Raw genomic sequence first — 917 nt, 5'->3', positions numbered from 1 at the left:
ACCGTTCGTCTAACGCATATAAAGCTTAAGGGCTAGTCCAATTTCGCTCGCCGCTACTTTCGGAATCTCGGTTGATTTCTTTTCCTCGGGGTACTTAGATGTTTCAGTTCCCCCGGTTCGCCTCGCTACGCTATGTATTCACGCAGCGATACTAGCTTATGCTAGTGGGTTTCCCCATTCGGAAATCCCAGACTCAAGTGGTTTTTACTACCTAATCTGGGCTTATCGCAAGTTAATACGTCCTTCATCGCCTCTGACTGCCAAGGCATCCACCGTGTACGCTTAGTCACTTAACCATACAACCCGAAGGAGTTTCGAGTTGATAATCAAATCACCAAAGTTGTCTCTCATTATTTGAATGAGCGAGAGACATTTCGATTTTGCCGGACTCAATTTCGAATAATCACTTTAAAAGTGATATTCCCAAGAACACTTGAATGTGTTTTTTGGTGTTTGTCATAAAGACAAACATTGAGAACTTTACAAGTAATCTTAAAGATTACTTTGTCAGCTTTCCAAATTGTTAAAGAGCTAGATTTTCTGATGAAAACCATTTTTAAAGATTCTTTTTCAAGAACACTTAAAGATGGTGGAGCTATGCGGGATCGAACCGCAGACCTCCTGCGTGCAAGGCAGGCGCTCTCCCAGCTGAGCTATAGCCCCATCAAGGTGTCGATACTGCATACCAACTTCAAAAGAAATTGGTGGGTCTGAGTGGACTCGAACCACCGACCTCTCGCTTATCAGGCGAACGCTCTAACCACCTGAGCTACAGACCCAGTATCGTCTCTTACTTATAAACCGTATCAATCTGTGTGGACACTCATCGTGAGTAATCATCGTATAAGGAGGTGATCCAGCGCCAGGTTCCCCTAGCGCTACCTTGTTACGACTTCACCCCAGTCATGAACCACAAA

The 917-nt window shown here is 44.4% G+C and carries 2 tRNA genes and 2 rRNA genes; all 4 read right to left on the bottom strand.

The features are described from left to right. Positions 1–296 (bottom strand): 23S ribosomal RNA (locus tag ATB76_RS26830); the annotation flags it as partial. 291 nt (positions 297–587) lie between these two features. Further along, positions 588–663: transfer RNA gene (locus ATB76_RS26825), tRNA-Ala, on the bottom strand. Between the two features lie 39 nt (positions 664–702). After that, positions 703–779, bottom strand: a tRNA-Ile gene (locus ATB76_RS26820). Between the two features lie 65 nt (positions 780–844). Further along, positions 845–917 (bottom strand): 16S ribosomal RNA (locus ATB76_RS26815); the annotation flags it as partial.

The organism is Vibrio sp. MOR3, from assembly GCF_001557775.1.
GTDB lineage: Bacteria > Pseudomonadota > Gammaproteobacteria > Enterobacterales > Vibrionaceae > Vibrio > Vibrio jasicida.
Note: the sequence above shows the minus strand (reverse complement) of the source record. Positions and strands in the feature narration are given on the sequence as shown.